This window comes from Bradyrhizobium sp. CCBAU 53415, from assembly GCF_028128735.1.
GTDB lineage: Bacteria > Pseudomonadota > Alphaproteobacteria > Rhizobiales > Xanthobacteraceae > Bradyrhizobium.
This window is the reverse complement of sequence record NZ_LBJF01000002.1, coordinates 377,935-397,482: the sequence shown is the minus strand read 5'-3', so window position 1 is coordinate 397,482 and position 19,548 is coordinate 377,935. Positions and strand designations below refer to the sequence as shown.

At 59.7% G+C, this 19,548-nt stretch carries 16 protein-coding genes and 1 tRNA gene; 6 read left to right on the top strand and 11 right to left on the bottom strand.

Annotated features, from left to right (window positions below; translation table 11 throughout):
* Positions 1–46: 46 nt before the first annotated feature.
* From XH87_RS08135 to XH87_RS08100, 8 genes are all read right to left on the bottom strand, one after another.
* Positions 47–1,129 (bottom strand): ABC transporter permease, encoded by a 1,083-nt coding sequence (locus tag XH87_RS08135; RefSeq protein ID WP_271586852.1) that lies wholly within the window; start codon positions 1,127–1,129, stop codon positions 47–49.
* Positions 1,129–1,887: an ATP-binding cassette domain-containing protein gene (locus XH87_RS08130; protein WP_271586851.1), complete on the bottom strand. Its 759-nt coding sequence runs from the start codon at positions 1,885–1,887 to the stop codon at positions 1,129–1,131. The genes XH87_RS08135 and XH87_RS08130 overlap by 1 nt, the downstream gene beginning before the upstream one ends.
* Before the next feature lie 12 nt (positions 1,888–1,899).
* Entirely contained in the window at positions 1,900–3,222 is a 1,323-nt protein-coding gene (gene xylA, locus XH87_RS08125; protein WP_271586850.1) for a xylose isomerase, read from the bottom strand.
* Positions 3,219–4,676 (bottom strand): xylulokinase, encoded by a 1,458-nt coding sequence (xylB, locus tag XH87_RS08120; protein ID WP_271586849.1) that lies wholly within the window; start codon positions 4,674–4,676, stop codon positions 3,219–3,221. The genes xylA and xylB overlap by 4 nt, the downstream gene beginning before the upstream one ends.
* An 81-nt stretch (positions 4,677–4,757) precedes the next feature.
* A complete protein-coding gene (locus tag XH87_RS08115; RefSeq protein WP_271586848.1) occupies positions 4,758–5,816 on the bottom strand; it encodes a LacI family DNA-binding transcriptional regulator in 1,059 nt (352 codons plus the stop codon).
* 136 nt (positions 5,817–5,952) lie between these two features.
* Entirely contained in the window at positions 5,953–6,417 is a 465-nt protein-coding gene (locus tag XH87_RS08110) for a GNAT family N-acetyltransferase (protein ID WP_199763036.1), read from the bottom strand.
* A gap of 24 nt (positions 6,418–6,441) precedes the next feature.
* Positions 6,442–7,023: a helix-turn-helix domain-containing protein gene (locus tag XH87_RS08105; RefSeq protein WP_271586847.1), complete on the bottom strand. Its 582-nt coding sequence runs from the start codon at positions 7,021–7,023 to the stop codon at positions 6,442–6,444.
* 168 nt (positions 7,024–7,191) lie between these two features.
* Positions 7,192–7,265: transfer RNA gene (locus XH87_RS08100), tRNA-Gly, on the bottom strand.
* Positions 7,266–7,875: 610 nt separating this feature from the next.
* On the opposite strand from XH87_RS08100, the gene XH87_RS08095 reads away from it, so the two are divergent.
* From XH87_RS08095 to XH87_RS08070, 6 genes are all read left to right on the top strand, one after another.
* Positions 7,876–8,262, top strand: a complete 387-nt coding sequence (locus XH87_RS08095; protein WP_271586846.1) for a hypothetical protein — start codon at positions 7,876–7,878, stop codon at positions 8,260–8,262.
* A gap of 664 nt (positions 8,263–8,926) precedes the next feature.
* A complete protein-coding gene (locus XH87_RS08090) occupies positions 8,927–9,244 on the top strand; it encodes a DUF3768 domain-containing protein (protein WP_271586845.1) in 318 nt (105 codons plus the stop codon).
* 489 nt (positions 9,245–9,733) lie between these two features.
* Entirely contained in the window at positions 9,734–11,299 is a 1,566-nt protein-coding gene (locus XH87_RS08085) for a recombinase family protein (protein ID WP_271586844.1), read from the top strand.
* The gene (locus tag XH87_RS08080) at positions 11,296–12,153 is read left to right on the top strand and encodes a ParB/RepB/Spo0J family partition protein (RefSeq protein WP_271586843.1); all 858 of its coding nucleotides are present in this window, start codon (positions 11,296–11,298) and stop codon (positions 12,151–12,153) included. The genes XH87_RS08085 and XH87_RS08080 overlap by 4 nt, the downstream gene beginning before the upstream one ends.
* Complete coding sequence (locus XH87_RS08075) at positions 12,150–13,097, top strand: plasmid partitioning protein RepB C-terminal domain-containing protein (protein WP_271586842.1); 948 nt, start codon at positions 12,150–12,152, stop codon at positions 13,095–13,097. Before XH87_RS08080 ends, XH87_RS08075 begins: the two co-directional genes overlap by 4 nt.
* 233 nt (positions 13,098–13,330) lie before the next feature.
* Entirely contained in the window at positions 13,331–14,146 is an 816-nt protein-coding gene (locus tag XH87_RS08070) for an integrase core domain-containing protein (protein WP_271586841.1), read from the top strand.
* A 1,108-nt stretch (positions 14,147–15,254) separates the two neighbouring features.
* Here XH87_RS08070 and XH87_RS08065 read toward each other — a convergent pair.
* The 3 genes from XH87_RS08065 to XH87_RS36710 form a co-directional block, all read right to left on the bottom strand.
* Positions 15,255–17,204 carry an SDR family NAD(P)-dependent oxidoreductase gene (locus XH87_RS08065; RefSeq protein WP_271586840.1) on the bottom strand — a complete coding sequence of 650 codons (1,950 nt, stop codon included), beginning with the start codon at positions 17,202–17,204 and terminating at the stop codon, positions 15,255–15,257.
* 337 nt (positions 17,205–17,541) lie between these two features.
* Entirely contained in the window at positions 17,542–18,879 is a 1,338-nt protein-coding gene (locus XH87_RS08060) for an O-antigen ligase family protein (RefSeq protein ID WP_271586839.1), read from the bottom strand.
* Positions 18,880–18,941: 62 nt separating this feature from the next.
* A complete protein-coding gene (locus XH87_RS36710) occupies positions 18,942–19,547 on the bottom strand; it encodes a sugar transferase (RefSeq protein WP_442868243.1) in 606 nt (201 codons plus the stop codon).
* Position 19,548 lies beyond the last annotated feature (1 nt).

Genomic DNA, 19,548 nt, shown 5'->3' with positions numbered 1-19,548 from the left:
CCGGGAAGCGGACAGGCGGCATGTTCGTTGCCTTCCCGAAGCGACGTCACGTCATCCGCGAGCGGATGCGGTCGACCAGCACGGCCAGGATGATGATCACGCCCACCAGCGTCTGCTGCCAATAGGAGCTGACCTGGGCCAGCACGAGACCATTGCGGATCACTTCCAGCAGCACGCAGCCGACGATGGCACCTAACGGACCACCGATGCCGCCGGCGAGGTTGGCGCCGCCGATCACGGCCGCCGCGATCACGTTGAGCTCGTAGGATGTGGCCATGTTGGCGGGCGCCGAGCCGAGCCAGCCGGAGATGATGATGCCCTGGAGCCCCGCGGCGAGCGCGCAGATCACGTAGACCTCGACCTTCACCCGCACCACCGGGATGCCGGTCAGCTCGGCCGCCTTCTCGTTGCCGCCGAGCGCGAAGACGTGGCGACCGAACGATGTGTGGTGCAGCACCACCGCCATCGCCAGCGCAAGAATCACGAGATAGATGAAAGGTACGGGGACGCCGAGCACGTCGCCCGATGTGGCTGCGTAGAAATAATCGGCGTCCGGTCCGCCCGGAAAACTGCCACGGCCGTTGGAGACGACATAGCCGAGCCCGCGCACGATCGAGAGCATGCCGAGCGTGGTGACGAAGGGCGACAGCCCGAGCGCGGCGATGCAGAAGCCGTTGACGAGACCCGCGATCAGCGCCACGCCGAGCCCGGCGAGGATCGAGACCAGCAGGATCAGCCCGGGCACATTGGCGAGCACGGTCTTGCCGTCGGCCGCCATATGCACGAACAGCGAGCCCGCGGCCGAGCCAGGCGCCGACAGTTCGGTCATCACCATCGAGGTGATCATGGCGGAGAAGCACATCATCGAGCCGACCGAGAGGTCGATGCCGCCGGTGATGATCACGAAGGTGACGCCGAGCGTCGCAATGGCGATGAAGGAGAAATTCTTCGCCACGTTCTGCATGTTGCCTTCGGTGAAGAAATAGGGGCTGGCGAAATTCATGATCACCAGCAGCGCCGCCAGCGCGAGCAGCACATAGCCGGTCTGGGAGGCAAAGATGCCGCGCTGCCACCACCTGATCCTGCCGACATTGGAGAAGGTGATCGGGGATTCCAAGGGCATCGCCATCACGCCGCCTCCTTCGCGCCGGTGATGAGAGCGGTGACTTCCTCCGGGCTGGTCTGGTGGATCGGCTTGTCGGCCCGCTTCTCGCCGCGGCGCATAACGACGACGCGATCGCACACCGCGAACACGTCGGGCATGCGGTGCGAGATCAGCATGACGGCGACGCCCTGCTCCTTCAGCCGGTGAATCAGGCCGAGCACCTGCTCGACCTGACGGACCGAGATCGCGGCGGTCGGCTCGTCCATCATGACCAGGCGTGCATTGGAAAGCCGCGTCCGCGCGATCGCCACCGCCTGGCGCTGGCCGCCCGACATCTGCTTGACGAGATCGTCGGGACGCGTCTCCGAGCGCAGCTCGCCGAACAGCTCCAGGGCGCGCGCCGCCATCGCCTTGTGGTCGAGCAATGCGATGGGTCCGAATTTGCGCTTCAGCTCGCGGCCGAGAAATACGTTGGCGGCTGCCGTCAGATTGTCTGATAGCGCGAGGTCCTGATAGACCACCTCGATGCCGACGGCACGGGCATCGACCGGGCGGTTGAACTGGACCGCGCTGCCGGCAAAGCGGATCTCGCCATGGCTGGGGCGAAAGTTGCCGGCGATGATCTTCACCAGCGTCGACTTGCCCGCGCCGTTGTCGCCCATCAGACCGACCACCTCGCCGGGCAGGATCTGCATGTCGACATCGTGCAGTGCGCGGATCGCACCGAACTCCTTGCCGATACCTGCGAGCTCGAGGACCGGTACTGCGTCTGTCCTTGCCATCAGCGGTCTTCCTCAGACATAGCGATTGACGAGCGATTCCAGATATTCCTGCCGACCCGAGCGCGCCTGCGGGTCGAAGCCGGGACTCATCGCACGGTCGGCGAGATCGGCGAGCGAGCGCTGGCCGCCGAGAATGGCGCGGCCCTCGGCGCCGGTCCATCCGTCGTAACGCTTCGCAAGCGGCGCAGTGAGGACGGCGGCGTCGATCATGTCGGCAGCAGCGAGGAACGCGCGTGCGCAGGCATCCATCGAGCCGACATGGGCATGGATCAGATCGTCGGGGTCGATCGACTGACGGCGGATCTTGGCGTCGAAGTTGAGCCCGCCCGAGGTGAATCCGCCGCGGTTCAGTATCTCGTGAAACACCAGCGCGAGCTCGCCCACATTCATCGCGAACTGGTCGGTGTCCCAGCCGAGCAGGTCGTCGCCGCGGTTGATGTCGAGCGAGCCGAACACGCCGAGCGCCTCGGCGAGCGCGACCTCGTGATGGAAGGAGTGGCCGGCGAGGATGGCGTGATTCTGCTCGATGTTCAGCTTGACGTCGTTCAGGAGATCATAGCGCGCGAGGAAGCCGTAGCAGGTGGCGACGTCGAAATCATATTGATGCTTGGTCGGCTCCTTCGGCTTCGGCTCGATCAGGATCGGGCCCTTGAAACCGATCTTGTGCTTGTGCTCGACGACAAGCGAGACAAAGCGGCCGAGCTGATCGAGCTCGCGCCTGAGATCGGTGTTGAGCAGTGTCTCGTAGCCCTCGCGGCCGCCCCACAGCACGTAGTTCTGGCCGCCGAGCCGGTGCGTCACCTCCAGCGCGGCGCGGACCTGGCCGGCGGCGTAGGTGAAGATGTCGGGGTCAGGATTGGTCGCGGCGCCCGCCATGTAGCGGCGATGCGCGAACAGATTGGCGGTGCCCCAGAGCAGGCGCACCTTCGCGGAGGCCATCTTCTGCTCGAACAGATCGGCGATCGCGTTGAGGTTGGCAACGGACTCCGCAAGCGAGCCGCCTTCTGGCGCCGCGTCGACGTCGTGGAAGGTGAAGAACGGCACGTCGAGCAGGCGGAACAGCTCGAAGGCGACATCGGCCTTGGTGCGCGCCATCGCCATCGCGTCGGCGCCGTGGTGCCAGGGCCGCAGGAACGTCTCGCCCCCGAAGGGATCGCCGCCCGGCCAGCAGAAGGAATGCCAATAGCAGACCGCGAAGCGCAAATGATCCTCGAGCCTGCGGCCGTGCACGAGCCGGTCCTTGTCGTACCAGCGGAAGGCGGGTGCGTTTTCCGCACCCTTGCCGGCAAAGGCGACAGGTGCGCTTGCATCGAAGAATTTGGCTGACGCGTTCACCTGAGAGACTCCTTCAATGCTGGATAAAGCGCGCGCCACCGCCGATAGGCCTCGTCATAGGCCGAAGCGACCGATGCACGGGGCATAAAGCTCGCGAGCCGCCGCGGACGGCTGCAGGCCTCCGCGGGATCTTCGCCGGTCGCGGCAAGCCGGGCGAGCCGCGCGGCGCCGAGCGCGGCTCCGACCTCGCCTTCCTCGACGCGGTGGACGGGAATGCCGAGCACGTCGGCGCAGATCTGCGCCCACAGCGCCGAGCGCGCGCCGCCGCCGACGAGATCGACCTCGGCAATCGGCCCACTCGCCGCGCCCAGCGCCGCCAGATTGTCGCGCGCGGCAAAGGCGACGCCCTCGAGCACGGCCTGGACGATCTGGCTCCGGCCGGTCGCACCGCGCAAGCCGACGAAAGCGCCGCTGGCAGCAGCATCGTTGTGCGGCGTGCGCTCGCCATCGAGATAGGGCAGGAATCTGATCGGGCTTGGTCCGTCGACGCGCTCGCCGAGCGGCGCCAGCAGCGCTGTAGCCGGCGTCTCCATCACGCCTGCGAGCCACGCGAGCGAAGCCGCGGCCGACAGCATCACGCCCATCTGGTGCCAGAGGCCGGGCAGCGCATGACAGAAGGCATGCACGACTGATGCCGGCGCCGGGGCGAAGCGATCGGTGACGCGGAACAGGACACCCGACGTTCCCAACGACAGGAAGGCGTCGCCCGGCGCGATGGCGCCGAGCCCCATCGCGCTGGCCGCATTGTCGCCGGCACCGCCCGCGACCACGACATCGTTCCCCATGCCCCAGCGCCGCGCGTAGTCCGGCGCGAGCACCGCGCTCACATCGCTGCCCTCGACCAGGCGCGGCATGTGGTGCAGATCGAGCCCGGTGGCATGCAGCAGCAGAGCCGACCAGCGACGCAAGCCGACATCCAGCCACAGCGTGCCGGCCGCATCCGACATGTCCTCGACCATCTCGCCGGTGAGGCGATAGCGGACATAGGCCTTCGGCAACAGCACCTTTGCCACGCGGTCGAAGATCCCGGGTTCGTGCCGCGCGACCCACAACAATTTCGGGGCGGTGAAGCCGGGCATCGCCAGATTGCCGGTGATCGTGTGCAGCGAAGGACAGCGCCGCTCCAGCGCAACGCATTCGGCCTGCGAGCGACCGTCGTTCCAGAGGATGGCCGGACGCAGCGGCCGGCCGTCCTCGCCGAGCAGCGTCGCGCCATGCATCTGACCTGACAGCCCGATGCCACGAACCTGTGCGATCTCGCGCGGCTGGCGCGCGGCGAGATCGTCGATTGCGCCGATGGCCGCATCGACCCAGGCATCGGGATCCTGCTCGGACCACAGCGGCGCTGGGTGCGACAGCGCAAGCTCGCGCGCCGCCGTCGCGACAACCGCGCCGGCTTCGCTCACGAGCACCGCTTTCACACCGGATGTGCCGATGTCGGTCCCGAGATACACGCCATCCTCCCTTTCACCTGCTGCAGTGCGCGATCTTGCGTCGCTTTCCCCGCAACGAGCCCGTTCGAAATCCACCCGCCGCTAAGGCAGATTGTCCCGCATCACGATGTCGATCCTGATCTTCTCTTGCTCGCGCAGGATCGGCTCGCCGCGGGCGAGCGCCAGCAGCACGCGCACGGCCGCGCGCGCTTCATGTCCGGGGTTCTGCGAGATCGCAGCATCCATCACGCCCTGCAGCAGCAGTCGGCGCGTCAGCGCCGTGACGTCGTGTCCGACGAACACCACCTGCTTGTCGCGACCGACCTCGCCCGACGCCTTGGCGTTCAGTGCGTTGGCGACGCCTTGCGTGCCGGCACCGACGTTATAAAGACCGACAATGTCGGCATGGCTGCCGAGCAGCCGCCCGAGCAGTTGCTCCGAACGATCGTCCTCGTCGCGCCCTTCCAGCACCGGCAGAACGCCGAGGTCGGGGAATTCCGTCGCTATCACCTGGTTGAAACCGAAGATGCGCTCGGCATGGTCGCGCAGGCCCTGCGATCCCGCGACGATCGCAACCTTGCCGGACCTTTGGCCGACCAGCCGCCCGACCAGCGCGCCGGCAGTACGCCCCGCCGCGATGTTGTCGATCCCGACATAATGGTGCCGGCGCGAGGACGGCACGTCCGAGACCAGCGTCACGACCTTGGTGCCGGCATCGACGAGATCGTTGATAGCGGCGCGAACGCCGGGATGGTCCAGCGCCACCACGGCAACGCCGTCGTAGTCTCCCGACAACGCCTCCAGCGACGCCGCGAGCGCGGAGGGGTCGAACACATCAGTTGCGACCATCTCGACATTGAGGCGGCGGGCCGAGAGCCAGGCCGACATTTCGCCGAGATAGGCCTCGATCTGCTGCATGAACGGGTTCGGCCCCGACGGCATCACGAAAGCGAAGCGGCGGGCACGGCCGCGAGCGAGCTCGGCGGCGGCTACATGCGGCTGGAACGAGTTGCGCTCGATCGCCGCCTTGACGCGCCGGACCGTGTCCGGGCGCACCCCCGGCCTGTTGTGCAGGACGCGGTCCACCGTCGCGAGGCTGACGCCGGCCTCACGGGCGATATCCTTCAGGGTCAGCGCAGTCGGAGTGAGCGTCTCGGCCATGGCTGAAGGCTAGCAGAGGTATTTTGAGGTACGCAACTCATTTTGAGGGGCGCGGGGTCGTTTTTCCAGCCGCCGCAGCTCCCCGGAACAGCGCGAAGAGGTTGACGCTGGATGCGCCTCGCGCCAGGCGACAGGCTCAGCCGGTGGTGAGGTCCAGCGTCAGGAACAGGCTGTTGGGGTCCTCGACATAGCCCTCGAACGGGCCGCAGGCGACGAAGCCATGCGCCTGGTAGAGCGCGTGCGCCGGCTTGAAATAATCCCACGAGCCGGTCTCGAGGCTGAGCCGGCTCATGCTTCGCGCGCGGGCCTCGGTGATGATGTGGCGGAGCATCCGGCCGCCAAAGCCGCGCCGGCGCGTGGCCTGAAGCGTGTGCATCGACTTCACCTCGCCGTGGCTCGTCGAAAGCGTCTTCAACGCGCCGGTAGCGACCAGCGTCTCGCCGTCCCAGCCGGTCCAGAATGCGACGTCGCGTGCACGCAGACCGGCCAGATCGAGCGCATGCGCGCTGCCCGGCGCGGTCTGCGCCCGCGCCGCCGTGACGTGATGATCGAGCAGCGCGATCACGCGGGGATCATAGGTGTCGCCGGTGCGGATCTGCATCGTCAGGATCTCCACTCCATGATCTCACATCTTCCCATAGGAGGCGCCACGCCGCGTGATGATGACGTAGCGCGCGTCCTGCCTCGTTTCGTTCTCGAAGATCACTGCGCGCATCACGTCGAAATCCAGACAATCGCCCTCGCGCAGCCGCACCGCCTTGGCATCGATATGCACGACGATCGCGCCCTCCAGCATCAAGAGCTGCTGGGTGAAGGCGTTGCGGCCCCAGGGGCTGTACGGCACCCGCGCGCCGGCCGGCAGGTCGACGACGATGATCTCGATGCCGCTCGCCGCATCCGTCGGCGAGGCGTGCCGCCTGCGATAGCCGCTCTCGGGATCGCGCCAGTGCGGCTGGTCGGCGAGCCGCACCAGCCGCTCGGGCGGCTTCTCGGCCAGCGCAACGACATCGCTCAGCGACACGTCGAGCGCGGCGCAGAGCCTTCCGAGCAGCGCAGCCGTCGCACTGCTCTGGGCCCGCTCCACCCGCCCGATCATGGCCCGGCTGACGCCGGACCGCGCCGCAAGCTCGTTCAACGTCATGCCGGCCTGCGTCCGCAGCGTCTTCAGGCGACGACCGATCGCGCGGTCGAGTTTCTGCTGGTCCATGGCTTTCATCCGAACATTGCCGACAGGAGGACCGCACCCGTCAGGGCGAGAGAAGCTTAAGACTGGCGAGGCGCGCGTGCCGGGAGCGAGGAGCTAATATATTAGAATCATTGGGCAGCGCGTGTGCGGCTCGCGGCTGGATCAAATGGAAATGCTATCGGGGAGGCTTGGAGCGGGCGAAGGGAATCGAACCCTCGTATGCAGCTTGGGAAGCTGCCGTTCTACCATTGAACTACGCCCGCAATCCCTTGAGATTGCTTGTTTTTTCCGCCTCAGTCAAATCGGCGTGGCACGGTTTTGGCACGCGATATAGTACCGCCCGTACCGGAAGTTAGAGCAAATCACGTCGCGTTTTGCAATCTCACAATCGTCGTTGAACTTCGCGGGGCACCGGCCGGATCACACGAGTAACTTTGAAGCTGTTGGCATCGTTCACATGCACGCCGAGCACCGAATCGAACAGCTGCCTGTAGGTGATCTCTACATCAAGTGCATCCCCCGAGCCGAGCGGTGCTCTCGCCTGTCCAAACGATCTAAAAACTCTTTGTCCGCGATGGGGGCTGAAATCGGCACGGCATTCCACTCAGACGACCATTTTCGTTTGGCGTGATTGGGCCAAGCTTTCAAAATTACGAAGCGCGCACGCTCTTTCCGTGTGCGTTCCTAGAGCTGTTCTACGATCTCCACAATCGGCTCCACAACGAGCGGAAATTCGGACCGTGGAATTTTGATGAGAGGTTTGGTGTCTCCGACACACTGCCCGTGATGCCAACATCTGTGACGTGGGGATCGGCTTCATCCACAGAACTGCTTATGAAATGTCGTTCGAAAGTTCAGGTCTCGATAGTGCAGATGATCGAACTGGATCCGAACAGCGCGGGCCTTTATTCGCCAACCGGTGAGGTCCTGAGTATGAGGCTTATCGAAAGCGGCTTGTATTGGTTAGATGAATTGCGGGGATCAGCGAAGGGCAAACCAGCAATATCCATGCCGTTCGTGAAGGTCTTCGGACGAATGCTCTTGAGGGCGGAATTCGTCAACGAATACCGCTCAATGAAGAAAGTCGCTCGGTCGAACAGTTTGCAAATCGACGACATCGTCGTGTTGAGGCGCTTAGCAAAGCAGCACAAGCTTGTTGGCGCGTTGGCAGGCTCTATCTTCAATCTAGGAAACTGGAGCGCTTACTATGATACGGCGTCTCGAATGCACCACCGATCGCTCCAGCTTGCGGCTCGCTGATCAGCACCTATCTGTCCGGCCATGAGCCTGGATATCGGGTTCGAGCGTAATAGCACTGAAGGGGAGCGACGGCATCCCGTCGATCATGAGTTTTAAGTAGATCCGATAGTTCGGCAACTGCAAGAAATCAATCTCGACAAATCGATCTTGGAATTCTCGCGCCAGATACGTCGCGTCCTCTGTTCCCACTCGAAAGGAAACAATCGTGCCAACATTTCCCAAAATGGCGTGGCGGACGTTCGGCTCTAATTGATGAAGGTATTGATGCGCGACCGTGAAAGGTCACATCGCCGTTGCGATGATCCGTGCGAGCAAAGCGTGTCACGTCTGGCGGCATGCGATCCATCTTCTCGCTTCCGGCGCTAGCCGACACCATGTGTCCAGCCATCTGCATGACGGAGGGATGTGACCACACCGCGGAGATGGAGCCCGATCAAGATCAAGGTTTCTGCGAGGCGTGCGGTGGCAACACCCTCGTGTCAGTGCTCGTGCTCGCCGGCCTGATCTAGGAGGCCGACGATGCAAGTCCGAAACTACTACCACTGCGCAGAATGTGGCCGCGAGTGGAGCAACGTATGGACCGCGCAATGCGACGAGGATTGTCCGCATTGCGGCGTCCGCCACATGTCCCCGTACAGGAGTGAAGACGCGGAGGAGCGCGATGATGAATAAGATCGCCATTCTCAACGACGCCTTCAGGCAGACGTTCCGCGGCGGCAAGATCATGATGACGATCGGCGTTGCAGAGCTACCGGACTGCCTAAAGGCCGAGGCGCTGCGTAAGGTCGCGGACTTCTCCGGATTTACGGAGGAGAACGATCCGTATAGCGAACACGACTTCGGAAGCTTTGACCTCGTCGGGCGGAAGTTCTTCTGGAAGATCGACTACTACGACAAGGATATGAAGTGCGGCTCAGAAGATCCGAGCGATCCCGAGCGGACCACGCGTGTGCTCACGCTGATGCTCGCTAGCGAGTACTGAATAGAGCAAGAAATGACCGCCTCCCATCTGGACGCAGCGGATCGATGCTCCAGCAGGAGGAGTACCGTTGTGGGGACCATCGGATGGCCTGCCGGATTGCATGTGCAGTTAGGCGCCCGATCAGGGCGGAATTGACTTGGACACTGTTTGTCCAGCCCTCGCTCTCGCGAGGGCTTTTTTGAAATGGCAACAATAGCGAGCAGCAATGCGTTCGGCTTGCCGCAGCATAGTCGGCAGGCGATTAGCGTTGCGTTCAGCCCATCGAAGGTTCGACCACGTCGATATTGTCCATCTACGGCACAGGAGCGAGCTGTCGAGGTGGGCGTCACCGAGTGTAGGATGGTGAAAGTATTCGAACATCTGTAGCGGTGTTTGATTCATCTGAGCATTAAGTCAACCGTATCACGTAAACGGCCCGCTTGGATTTGCCTGCTATTCTGGCTCGCGCAAGCCGGTCCTTTGATCTGACCGTCTCAAGGTGGGCTCGTCATGCCTGACGCGTGGGCGATTGCCTCCGGACCCGCCGCGCCGTCTCTTCGGGCCGCGCAATATGTGCGTATGTCCACCGATAATCAGCGATATTCGACCGAGAACCAGGCCGAAGTCATTGCCGGTTACGCACAGAGCCGCGATCTGACGATCGTGAGGACTTATTCGGACGAGGGGCTCAGCGGCCTTGCCATCGGATGGCGCGACGGCCTCAAAGCGCTGATTGCCGATGTAGAAGGTGGTCGCGCCGACTTCGATTGCATTCTCGTCTATGATGTCAGCCGCTGGGGACGCTTTCAGGACGTTGATGAAAGCGCCTACTACGAGTTCATCTGCAAGCGAGCCGGGATTGCCATTCATTATTGCGCCGAAGAGTTCGAGAATGACGGAAGCTTCGCGTCCAGCATTCTCAAGGTGAACAAGAGAGCCGCAGCCGCAGATTTCAGCCGTGGACTCTCCAAGAAGGTATTTCTTGGCCAGTCGCGCATCGTGCGGATGGGATTTGCGCGCGGCGGCATGCCGGGCTACGGGCTCCGGCGGCAGCTCGTCGAAGAAAATGGAGCTATCAGGCGGACGCTCGAATATGGACAGCAAAAATACCTTCAGACCGATCGGATAAGGATCGTTCACGGACCTGATGCCGAGGTTGATACCGTCAGGCGCATGTTCAATGCGATCGCGTATGAAGGGAAGTATCCCGGTGACATTGCAGCGGAGCTAAATGCAGAGCATATCCGCACCACACGCGGCCGGCACTGGGATCGCGAAACGATCCGGACGATTCTTGCCAATGAGACCTACACCGGCAGCCTTATCTTCAACCGCGCCTCTTTCAAGCTAAAGCAGCGCCGCGTCAAGAATCCCCGCGACATGTGGGTCAGATACGACAATGCCTTTCCTGCCATCGTGTCAGTTGAGCTGTTCAATCGCGTGCAGGAGATCATGCGCGCCCGTCGTGAGCAACGCAGCAACCAGGAGGCCATCGATCGCCTTGCTGCTTTAGGGCGCGAAAAGGGCCATCTCTCCGCGGCGATCATCGCCGGGGCCGACGGGATCCTGTCGGCCGAAAGCTATAGGCGCCGTTTCGGGTCCCTCGTCGCCGCCTATGCGTTGGCCGGCTATCAGCCCAAGGCATATCAACGCCGCGCCGAGACGACCGCCAGGTTCCGCAACCGTATGATCACAATGGCCGACGACGTTGCGGCCAGGATCAACGCTCTCGGCGGTGTGGCCGTTCACGAAGGCAAAACCGGCATCCTCTGCTTGGATGATGGTTGCCGGATCGCGATCGGCTCGGCTCGGGCCGTGACCAGCGGCGCGGAACGCGTGCGCTGGACGATCTACGCCGATAGACGGGCGAACGCCGAACTTACGCTGATTGTGCGAATGGACGCCTCCAATGACGCGATAGCGTCATGCTACTTGCTGTCGACCCGCGATCTTTCGCAGACAAAGGGCAGCGTGCTGCGCATTTCAAACCCTGTCTTTTCTCAGGCCTGCCGCTACGACACTCTCGATGCGTTCTGCTGCCTATGCGCCGGTTATGACGAAGGGAGTACAGCGTGAAGCGTCATCGTAAGATCGAGTCCATACCCATCGCTGCAATTCAGGTGCTCAATCCGCGAAACCGCAGCCGCGCCCGATTGAAGGAGATTGTCAAAAGCATTGAGACGATCGGCCTGAAGCGACCAATTACTGTAAGCAAGCGGGAAATGGCGAACGAATACGATTTGGCATGCGGCCAAACGCGCATGGAGGCAGTTTCGGCCCTGGGTCAAGTCGGAATTCCTGCGATCTTGGTCGAAGCATCGACCGAGCAGTGCATCCTGATGAGCTTGGTCGAAAACATCGCGCGCCGCCGGCACTCGCCGATCGAACTCGTTCGCGATATCGGCCGGCTCGCCAAGAGCTACCGGGCACCGGATATTGCACTGAAGCTCGGGGTCACGGAGGACTTCGCGCGGGCTGTCGCCTATCTGAGCAAGCATGGTGAAGACAGGCTCATCAGCGCGGTTGAACGAGGCATCGTGCCGCCAACTCTCGCTGTCGAGATCGCCAGGGCCAGGACGCCCAAGTTGCAAGGAGCGCTGCTAGAGGCCTTCGTGAACGAGAAGCATACGAGCAAACAGATCGCAAAGCTACGTAAGCTCGTCGAGCAGCGCCATCGCAAATCCATGAAGGCTCAGTTTGCGGACGAGACGATCAATGCTGCGTCCCTGGTTCGCACCTTTCGGCGGGAGACCGAGCGCCAGGAGATCGTGGCAAAGAAGTCCGATCTCACACACGCGCGTCTCGTCTTACTGATCAATGGGCTCAAAATGCTGATGAGCGAGCGCATGTTTACGTCGCTCCTACGCGAAGAAGGGCTAGACAAAATTCCCCTGCCGGTTTTGCGCTTGATGTCAGCGAGTGGCTCATGACGGAAAGGCCTATTCTTCGACTGGCGTTTGAGCTCGAGCTAGTGGTTCTGCCGCTCAAATCCCTGCTACCGCTCAAACAGGTGACCGACCGCATCCGGCGCTCGCACAAATACAAGGTAATTGCTGCCTCAATTGACGAGATCGGCATCATCGAGCCACCTGTTGTCTTTCACAAGCCGGACCGGCATGGCCGGTACATGCTGTTGGATGGAGCTTTGAAGCGGGACATTCTGGAGGCCAGAGGCGAGACCGAAACCGAATGCCTGCTGGCGCTCGACGATGAAGCCTACACATACAACAAGAAGGCTATCCGGCTCTCGGTCGTGCAGGAGCAAGTCATGATCCTGCGTGCCATCGAGCGCGGCGTGTCCGAAGACAGCATTGCCAGGGCCCTCAATGTGAATATTTCGCATATCAAGGGGCGCCGGAGGATGCTGCGAGGGATCTGCAGGCAAGCTGTTCATCTGTTGAGTGACAAGCCGGTTAATCCAGTCACATTCGACGTCCTGCGGAAGATGCGGGAAGCGCGCCAGATCGAAGCCTGCGAATTAATGGTCGCCGCTTCGAACTACTCGTCGTCATATGCAAGAGCCCTACTCACGGCAACGTCGGATGAGGGTCGTATGCAACCTCAGAAGCGCGGCGTTCCAGCCGTGGTGACGCTAACGGACCTTTCCCGTATGGAGCGAGAGCTCAAAGAAGTGCAGGAGAAGGCTGCCAAGGTGGAGGCATCCTACGGACGGGACATGCTAAATCTCGCGATCGGCGCCCGTTACGTCTCGGAGCTACTGCGCAGGCCCACGATCGCTCGTTATCTCGGCGACAATCATCCGGAGATAGTGAAGGAGTTTAGGTCCATCTTGTCGGCAACCCTGACTGAGTCGCCGAAGAGAGCGCCATCTCGGAGCAAAGTGGACGCTGACAAAGATGTGCATACGACGTAAATAGGCTTTCGGCGCGTCAAGAGAATGAGAGTATCAGCATCCTAGACAAACAGATGATGTTCTTTGAAGTTGAGTGAGCTCCGAAAGGCGGAGAGGAGGTAGGAAATTTAGATTAGCACTCTGCTACACAAAACTGTACATATACTACGGGTTAGTGACACTTTCTGATCTTTGAAAAGCGAAAGGCGCGGTACGATTTTGGTGTTCACCCTTAATCGTTAACCACGCCTTTCATGCACAAGAATACCAAATTGCTGCCGTACCAGCGGCGGGAAGCGTATCGTCGGTGGCGGGACGGAGACAAAGTCACCGACCTCGCAGCGTACTACCGCGTGTCGCGAAAGACCCTGTACGAAGTCTTCCGCAAAGCGAAGATCGGAGTGTTCGAGAATTACTCATCGAAGAATCTGCGGTACCGCACGATCGAATACGGGTTCAAGAAGCTTGAGCGGATCGAAAAGAAGATCGCCAAGAGACTAGCTAAACGAGCTCTCAGAGAAAACCGGTACGTGAAAAAATACCCTGGAGAGATGGTGCACACCGACTCATCGGTCATGCCGCTCATCCCCGGAGAAGCGATCACGACGCCGAAGGAGTACCTGTACGTATTCATCGACGATTGTTCCCGAACCCTCTTTGCTGACATCCTGCCTGACCAGACAAGCTACTCCGCTGCCATCGCGCTCGACGAAGCACTCACGATGTTGCCGTTCAAGGTCGAACGCATGTACTCCGACAACGGGAAGGAGTTCAAGGGGGCGTTCAAACAGCTCTGCGAGAAGCTCTGCATACCGCAAGGCTTCACACAACCATATCGTCCGCAGACCAACGGGAAGGCCGAACGGGTCATCAAGACACTCAAGCAAATCCTCCGAAAACACCGTTTCAGCTCACGAGAAGAGAGGCGTCGTATTCTCTATGCCATCGTCCGCCACTACAACCACCTCCGGCCGCATCAAGGGCTCGGTGGGAAGTCGCCGTTTACCTTCTTAGAGGAATACATCGAACGAACCAAACAGGAGTTAAAAGTGTTACCAACGCTTGATTAATGTACAACAAAACTTGACGTCGCGAAATCGCGACGCGCTATTATAGGTTGCGCTCTCGAGAAGGAGGGCCTCTAAATGAGCTTATGCGGGTTAGCCGCGGCCCTAGTCTGAGGGCGACTCAGTGCCTACTCATCTGCTCATGTGCTTTACAGCCACACTTGACTTGTCTTATGAGATGACGAGTGCGGAGTGCATTGCGGCCTGCCCTCTGCTGTATCTTCAAAACGCTGGCTGAACCAGCTTGGTTGAATATCCCAGACTAGTGAAGCTCTATGAGATTTTATCAGTTCGAGCCATTTGGCGAAAACCTACCCAGCCATAGGGACGGCGGGAACAGGGGCGCGTCGGGATTGCTCGTATTGATAGTTGGGAGTTTCCTATGGCCTCTAATTGGCGCAATTATTATCGCGCGGGCAGTTTTTTTTGATCCTCACGTTTTCGTTGGCTTTGACACCTCAGCCGGAGCCTCCAGTGCTGTTGATTCTGCCAAGAGGCAGAATTTAGGGGCTGCGGCAAATAGCAAGTAAGCTGCAAAGGCCGTTTTCTATTAGGCTGCTCGCGGTGTACCTAGTCCAGGGCGGCGGCTCTACCGCATCGCGGTCAGGAGCAAAAGAAAAGTAACACCAGCAAGACAGAACCAGAACCATAGGATCAAATAGGGTTGTGTAGGTGTGGGCTTGGTTCTCGACACCATGTCCGCCTTCTTGACCTCTTGGATCCTCGATTGCATTTCGGGTTTCGGCTGGAGCCCAGCGTCCAATTCAGCTCGTGTGATTGAGCTGACCTGCCGCCGGGACCTTAAACCTTTTGGTCTCGCCTTGCGACCTAAGAGCATCGGCTCGCCGTCGATGTGAGCGCCAGGCCGCTTCAAATTGGCACCGCGGCGCGCCTCCCGAGCGCGAGCGTTTCCTTTCTGCGATCGCTCGTAGGCAGTGGACGGATCGTTTGGCGCCCCGGCTGAGAGCCTTGAGGCGACACTTCAATGATTCGAGATCGCTATTGAGCAAATGAACCGTCGAGCATCCCTTCAGGATGAGGTTGAAGGCTATCATCCACGTAAAATAGCTATACCGATAGCTCGCCAGCCCAAGCCATCGAGAAACAGATCTCAATTCCTGCCGGCAATAATATCCAACTCACGTTTAACATGCTCGATCGCGCCAAATTCGGGGACCGCATCCTGCAGCACAGAACGGATTGTGAGGGGATCGTCTTTGGCGATTGCCTCTTCCAGTGCTGCAAGCCATTTGCCTAGCGTCGGCATCGGCGGTTGGTTAGGCTTAGCCGCCATCATTCCAGCAACACCAATCTCTATGGCTGGCTCCTGGCTTGCAAACAGCGTTTCATTCAGCCGCTCTCCGGGACGAATGCCGCTGAACACGATTTCGATATCTACTCCGGGCTGAAGGCCGGACAAACGGATCATGCGCTCGGCGAGTTCGACGATCTTGACCGGCTGTCCCATGTTCAGCACGTAAACAGAGACGTCGGGCCGCGCCGGAGTGATCGCATGAGCCGCTGCGGTGAGTACGAGGTCGCAAGCTTCGCGGATCGTCATGAAGTATCGGACCATGTCAGGATGTGTAACGGTGACTGGACCTCCGGCCTCGATCTGGGCTTTGAACTTCGGAACCACCGAGCCATTCGACGCGAGCACGTTCCCGAATCGTACCGAGATCAACCGCATATGCGGTGTAATATGCGCCTGTGCGGCCAAATCGTAGTCGAGCGCCTGGCAGTACATTTCTGCGAACCGCTTGGTTAAGCCCAGCATCGATACCGGCTCGATCGCCTTGTCGGTCGAGATCATAACCATGGCCCTTGCGCCGGCGGCCAGAGCGGCATCGGCAACATTCACCGAGCCGAAGATGTTTGTTTTGACTCCCTCGCTCCAATCGCGCTCGAGGATAGGGACGTGCTTGAGCGCTGCGGCATGGAAGACTATATCGGGTTTGAATTGGCTCATCAGCCGCATGATCCGCTCGCGATCTCTAATGTCAGCGATCCGTCCCTCGATAGCAGAGTTGCTATCACGAGAAGCCAGCGCTTCGGTTACGGCATAAAGCGCCGGTTCAGAATTTTCGACCACGAGCAGGCGAGCTGAACCCAAGGTTACGACGCGATCGCAGATCTCGGCGCCGATAGAGCCGCCGCCTCCTGTCACAACGACCGATTTCCCCTTAATCAACGTCTCAAGTTGCGCGTAATCGATCTTCTCGCTCGGGCGCAGCAACAGGTCCTCAACAGCGACATTGGCGAGCCTAGGTGCATTGCCGCTCTCCAGCCAATGCAGTCGGCCAACTATCAGGCCAAGCTGTTTGGCTCGCACCATGAGAGTTTCCGGATGCGCCTCCGGCTCGAAGGCGGAGGGTGTCATTACAAGACGTTTGATAGGTCGACGGCGATGCTCAAGATCGCGAATGGCAGCGTCGATGTCCTCGACCCCGCCCAACACCGGAATAGTACGGATCAGCTGTCCGTGATCCGCGGCCGATGGCGAGAGAACGCCGACAGGCCAGAGGCTTTTGATGGCACCATTTTCTATTCCGCGTACCACCACTTCCACATCCGCGGCGCGTCCCACCAGCAGTGCAGGCGCAGCCTTGTCGGAGTTGGCATGCAGGCGCGTTCGGGAATAGCGGAAATAGCGATAGGCCAAACGCAGCGCGCTCAAGCTGAACACTTCGAGACAGAAAAACAGAACAATCGTAACGCGACCGAGGAAGACGAAGTCGTGTGAGGTCGTCCTGGGAAAGAAGCTGACGTAGTCCACCACCACGAGCGCAAGTGTCAGTATCGCGGCGACCCGCAGGATATTCAGCGCATCCGGCAACGAAACGAAGCGCCACTTGGCCGTTGTCAGGTTGGAAAAGCCACTGACAAGGACACTGAATAGCACGAACCAAGGCAGGACCAGCAGTAACTCCGGCAGCCGCGCACTTAGCTGAGCTCCATCGAACCGAATGTAGAAGCTTGCCAGCAAGGCGAACGCCGTGGCTAGCGCGTCGTGGGCTAGGATCAGGAAGTTGCGAAGCTTCAATTGCGAAAGCTGCATCATAAAATCAATGAATTGAAGAAGTTCGGGACAAGGGAAGGCTACTGATAACGCATCTGCCGATCTGCATCGAGTCTTGCAAGAAGAGTTCGTGCTGACATTGCGACTACGTGGTGAGTTTGAGCAATCTTACCAGGCGGGCTCCCGATAGCGCTTCATTCGCCCAAACATCGATCCACAATCGAATTCCTGGCTACGGCAGGTCTGGCTCTACACTCCGGCGGTGGAGTGGGTGGTTCAACCAAACCCATTGGTTGAGGTCAGTTCACGAATCTATGTTTGAGTCCAACGCGCCGCATCCATTCGCACTGACAACGGCTGAATCGGCGCCTTGAATTTTCTAAACTCTAGAAATCGCATTACCCTCAGCTTCCAACCCATTCGCAAGAACTCCCCGTCTGCCGGGATGGTCGGCAGAAGTCGGCTCGACCTGCGCGGCAGCTCTTTGAGAAACTGTGCGAGCTTCGTCGGTAAGGACCATGCCCCCGACGACTCCAACTCCCCAAACGTAAATCCATCCAGGAGTAAAATCGAAGAGGTGAGAGTTGAAAACGCATCCAACTATAGTTTGGGCCGTCACAACGAGGCCAACAAACGCAGTCAAACTATCGCGCCAAAAAAGTAAGACGTGAGTGATCCAAATGCCCAACAGGATTACTACTCCGACGAGACCTAGTGGGATTGCGATCGCAAGTATTTGATTGTGTGGGTTTCTGATGACCACAGACTGAGCTCCACTCTTGCCAATCGCAGATTCCTTGAACAGCTTTTCTGTGGATCCAGTGCCGTTCCCTACGAGAGGCGCCCTCTCGATAAAGCTAACGGATTTCCTCCACCATTCCAGCCGCAGTCCGATTGATGTGGGCTTGTCTAACAGCTCGAACTGGTTGATCTCCCATACCCCATGGAGAACGCGACCTCGAATGTAGCTCGAAGATGTCCAGACGGCTGCCGACAGGAGCAGCACGACAGCCAAAGCAATGGGCAGTGTCTTCCAGCCCTTCAGTTTCACGAACAGCAACAGCGTCAAAACTATCATTGCGACCAGCTCAGTGCGCGACGTCGCGACAAACAACACGTCGCCAATGAAAATCAAGGAGCCTACCAACGAGAAGCCGCTGGCCCAATATTGCCCACGCCTCCATTTCACAACGGCGAAATAGAGCAGCGAGAACGCGCAGATTACAAATTCAGCGCTCTGGACAATCTGATCCTTCACAGGAACGCCGGGGTTCTCGGGGCGCCATATCGACGGATGAATGGCGGTCGCGATAGACAAGGCGAGAAGGACAGCGCAGGAGGCCAAAAAGCCGATCACTACACGATGACCAGTCTCGCTGGTACTAAACTGCGTTAGCAGTGGCGGTATCATCAACAAGCGAAAATAAGGATGAAGACCGTGAAACCTGTCGTAAAAACTGACGTCCGCCCAGAACATCGCTGCTGTTGCAAAAAGAAACAGCAGTACAGGCAGCCCCCCGACCAGTGATGTGGAGTTCTTCCACCACTTTGAGTGATCAAGTGTAGGAACGGCGGCTGCAAGCCAAAGAACGACCAATACTCCGACCGCAGTGGTGGACCACGGTAGTGCTATTGCTACCATCACAGCTAGCAAGTCGGCCGCATTGCGGAAGACTGGACGACTCTTCTGCAGCCGCAGCTGTAATCTTTGGGCCACTTCGACAAACTCCTGAGACATAGTTTGGAGCAATAGTCGGTTCTCCAAGGAAGGCGCCAGATTCATCGCGATGCGAAATCACGTCCTATCGTTATAATGGTCGATATAATGATGTACAGGTCCAGCCGGACACTCGCGCGCCGGACATAGAATCGCGAATATCGCAGTTTTGCGGGTACGATTACGTTTTCATAGTAAGTAACGGGGTCAGATTGCTTCGCGAGAAGCTCACTTTCATTCCGAAACCGGATAGAGGCAAAATCTGTCAAGCCGGGACGTACTGAAAGGACAGTTCGAAAATCCGCGGGCGAGTATTTCTGCACGAACTCAGGCACCTCAGGCCGTGGTCCGACCAAGCTCATGTCGCCTCGTAGGACGTTTATCAGCTGCGGAAGCTCGTCCAGTTTTGACTTTCGCAAAATTCGCCCAATTGAGGTTATCCGCGGATCCTCGCCAATGGTCAGCTCGCGGACGGCATCGGGCTGAGGAGTCATTGTTCGAAATTTCAATATCTGAAAAGGGCGACCGTATCTTCCCGCGCGCACTTGGCGAAAAAACAACGGGCCAGGGGAATAGAATTTGATAATGGCCGCCAGTACGAGCAGTGGAATCGCCAAGACTGACAGTCCGACAAGGGTCGCCGTTAGATCAAAGAGACGTTTTGACATA